The sequence below is a fragment of the Frankia sp. CcWB3 genome, assembly GCF_977927595.1.
The window spans coordinates 1-2,749 of record NZ_CDWRCK010000390.1; the positions used below are offsets into that span (position 1 = coordinate 1).

Genomic DNA, 2,749 nt, shown 5'->3' on the forward strand with positions numbered 1-2,749 from the left:
AACCTACGGATGTCGGCTGCACGCTTCATTGCACGGGCTTCATTGCACGGCGACTACTCTGGGCGATGACAAGTAGGAGGAAAACTCTACTTTCCGCCGTCCAACATCACGGGGAGGGAGAGCTCGATGCAGGGCCTTCAGTCACTGTTCAGACGTCGATGCGCCCTTATCCCGTCGCTCCACATGCAGGGCACGGACGCGTATCCGGATCCCGGCATCCCCGCGGTCGCCGGGATGCCGGCGGGGAGACCGGCACAGCCGTTCCACCATTGGAACCAGACCGGGCCATGAGGTCGCTCCAGAGAGCGACAGTCCATCAGCCAGCTGGCATCCCTGGTCGGCCTGATCGGGGTGGGTGTCGCGCTCAGCGCGCTGTTTCAGTTGTTCCAGCTGCCGAATATCTCGAAGATGACGGCTACCGGACGGCGATCGCGGTGCTGCTGGCGGTCGGCCTGTACGGCGCCACGCTGGGAATCGCCCGCGCGGCCTGGGCGGACATCCGCCGGATCGCGCTCGTCGTCACCGTGGGCGTCGCCCTCAAGGCCCTGCTGATCGGTGGCGTCCTGGCCCTCGCGCTCGGCGACCCGCTGTACCTCCTTCTCGGCGTGGTGGTTGCCCAGATCGATCCCCTGTCGGTAGCCACGCTCACCTCGGGTTCACGAATGTCAGAACGCGGTCAGGATCTCCTGCGCAGCTGGGCCGCCTTCGACGATCCCGTGACGGTACTCCTTACCGTGTCCCTGGTCACAGCGGTCGGTTCGACGTTTGTCAAGGACCAGCCCGCGATGACGCCGGATCTCGGTGGACCGTCGGGAGTCAGCGGTTTCTTCGTCGGCCTGGCGCTCAACCTCGGCCTCGCCACCCTCACCGCCCTGCTGTGGGGGGGGCGCCAAGAGACACGCGACCAGCGCCCTGGCATTGACAGCGGGCCTGATCATGGTAGGAGCAGGGTTCTTTCTCATGCTGGCGGTGGCAATCGGTGGGCTGATCCTCCGTCCCGATGCCAAGCTCTTCCCCGAGCGCGGGGACGACTTCTTCCCCCACCTCGTGGAGAGGACCGTACGGGTCGCGTTCTATGGGGCGGCGATCGCGCTCGGCCTGCTTCTCTCCGACGGAATCGCCTTTGTGCACGGGGCCGCTCTGGGAGCCGCAGCCTTCGCCGCACAGGGTCTCGTCGGCTACCTTCTCACCCACCGCATGTCCCGACGTGACCGGGTTTATCTGGCCGCTTCCCAGCAGAACGGCATCACGAGCATCGTGCTGTCCCTGGCCTTGGAGCCGGCGATTCCCGGGGTCGCCGCCGTCGTCGCTCCGGCGGTCGTCACCATCAACCTGCTGCACTGGCTGATCAATCGCTGGATCGACACCAGGCCGACCGTCTTCGGAATCACCGGAGCGGACGACGCGGCCTTCGACGACCGCGGCCTTCGACGACCGCGGCCTGCCGCTGCGGGAGATGTCCCCGCGGGGCAGCGACCTGCTGGCTTTTGAGTAAGTGATGTGTGAGTGAACTTGAAGCAGTGGGCGGAGCGTGAGGGTGTCCACTACGTCACCGCTTACCGCTGGTTTCGGGAAGGGAAGCTGCCCGTACCGGCGCGCCGGGTCGGGCGGCTGATCCTGGTCGAGCCGTCCGCCGTCGAACGCCCCACGGGAGCCGTCGCGGTGTACGCGCGGGTCTCCTCCGCCGGCCAGTACCCCGGCCTTGACCGGCAGGTTGCCCGTGTCACCGCATGGGCAACCGGACGTGATCGAAGACCTGCTCCGGCTGTAGGGCCGCCATCCGGCAACAGGTGGCTGCGAGCAAGGGGCCTACTCATGCTTCATGACTCGCAACGGTCAGACGAAGACCGTCTCGGCTGGGCGCAGGAGCCGCGCCAGGGCCTCGGCCGGAAGCACCGCAGCATCGGCCGGATGGGCTGAAAGCGGAGCAATCTGGGTGCGGTAGCAGTCGACCGCTCGCTGCTTGGCCCGCTGCACGTCGACAGGAAGATGCACCCGTCGCGCCCTGGCCCAGGGAACTCGCGGGTCGTCCGGCACCGCCCAGTGCCAGGTCCAGACGGGGTACTCGAGCAGCCGGGTGCCCGTCCGCGCGGCGGCGATCTCCGCCGCCCGACCCGTCGCCTCATGATCTGGATGACGATCCCCGGCATACGTTGCGAGCAGCCACCCGTCGGCGGTGAGCAACGGTTCCAGCTGGTCGGCCAACAGCTCCTCGTGCCCGGCGACCCGCCCGTCGCGCAGGCCGACCCGATGCACCGGCACCTGGGCCAGTCCGAGTTCGGCGAGAGCGGAATGCTGTTCCGCCACCCGTCGCCGCGCAAGCTCGGCCGGCGACAGCGTCGGAGATCCGGGATGGGATGCGTCGCCGTCGGTTACCGCAACAACGGTGAGCGACACGCTCAGCGTGGACAGGATGGTCATCAGGCCACCGATGCCCAGCACCTCATCGTCCGGGTGGGGAGCCACGATCACCGCATTCGTGGGCGGAACGGTCAGATCCAGCTCCGCCCACCCCGGATCCCATCCCTGCCAAACCGATTCGGGGGTCCCGCTGTCGTCGGCGAAGGGCCGACGCTCGTCCGCCACGCGTTCCTCCTGCATCGTTCTTCCATACGGCATACAGCGCGGCACCGCACGGACATCGGTGCAGTCATCGGCAACGCCACACGCACGGGGCGGCGTGGCGCGCCCACGACGCCGGCCGGCACCATCACAGCCCATCCTCCGGGCACAGCCCCACCCTCCCGGG

The 2,749-nt window shown here is 67.9% G+C and carries 3 protein-coding genes and 1 pseudogene; 2 read left to right on the forward strand and 2 right to left on the reverse strand.

Annotated features, from left to right (window positions below):
* Positions 1-665: 665 nt before the first annotated feature.
* Positions 666-938, reverse strand: a complete 273-nt coding sequence (locus ACY5KJ_RS19530; RefSeq protein WP_462204049.1) for a hypothetical protein — start codon at positions 936-938, stop codon at positions 666-668.
* Here ACY5KJ_RS19530 and ACY5KJ_RS19535 point away from each other — a divergent pair.
* Both ACY5KJ_RS19535 and ACY5KJ_RS19540 read left to right on the forward strand, forming a co-directional pair.
* A complete protein-coding gene (locus ACY5KJ_RS19535) occupies positions 937-1,491 on the forward strand; it encodes a hypothetical protein (protein WP_462189152.1) in 555 nt (184 codons plus the stop codon). The two genes, ACY5KJ_RS19530 and ACY5KJ_RS19535, sit on opposite strands and share 2 nt — an antisense overlap.
* A gap of 15 nt (positions 1,492-1,506) precedes the next feature.
* Positions 1,507-1,740: pseudogene (locus ACY5KJ_RS19540) on the forward strand (IS607 family transposase); the annotation flags it as partial.
* Positions 1,741-1,836: 96 nt separating this feature from the next.
* Here the strand turns inward: ACY5KJ_RS19540 and ACY5KJ_RS19545 are convergent.
* Positions 1,837-2,601, reverse strand: a complete 765-nt coding sequence (locus ACY5KJ_RS19545) for a PIG-L deacetylase family protein (protein ID WP_462204050.1) — start codon at positions 2,599-2,601, stop codon at positions 1,837-1,839.
* Between the last annotated feature and the right edge of the window lie 148 nt (positions 2,602-2,749).

Excerpts from the sequence above, each read along its gene's own strand:
- ACY5KJ_RS19535 (WP_462189152.1), top strand. The coding sequence starts at position 937 with ATGGTAGGAGCAGGGTTCTTTCTCATGCTGGCGGTGGCAATCGGTGGG.
- ACY5KJ_RS19530 (WP_462204049.1), bottom strand. The coding sequence starts at position 938 with ATGATCAGGCCCGCTGTCAATGCCAGGGCGCTGGTCGCGTGTCTCTTG.
- ACY5KJ_RS19545 (WP_462204050.1), bottom strand. The coding sequence starts at position 2,601 with ATGCAGGAGGAACGCGTGGCGGACGAGCGTCGGCCCTTCGCCGACGAC.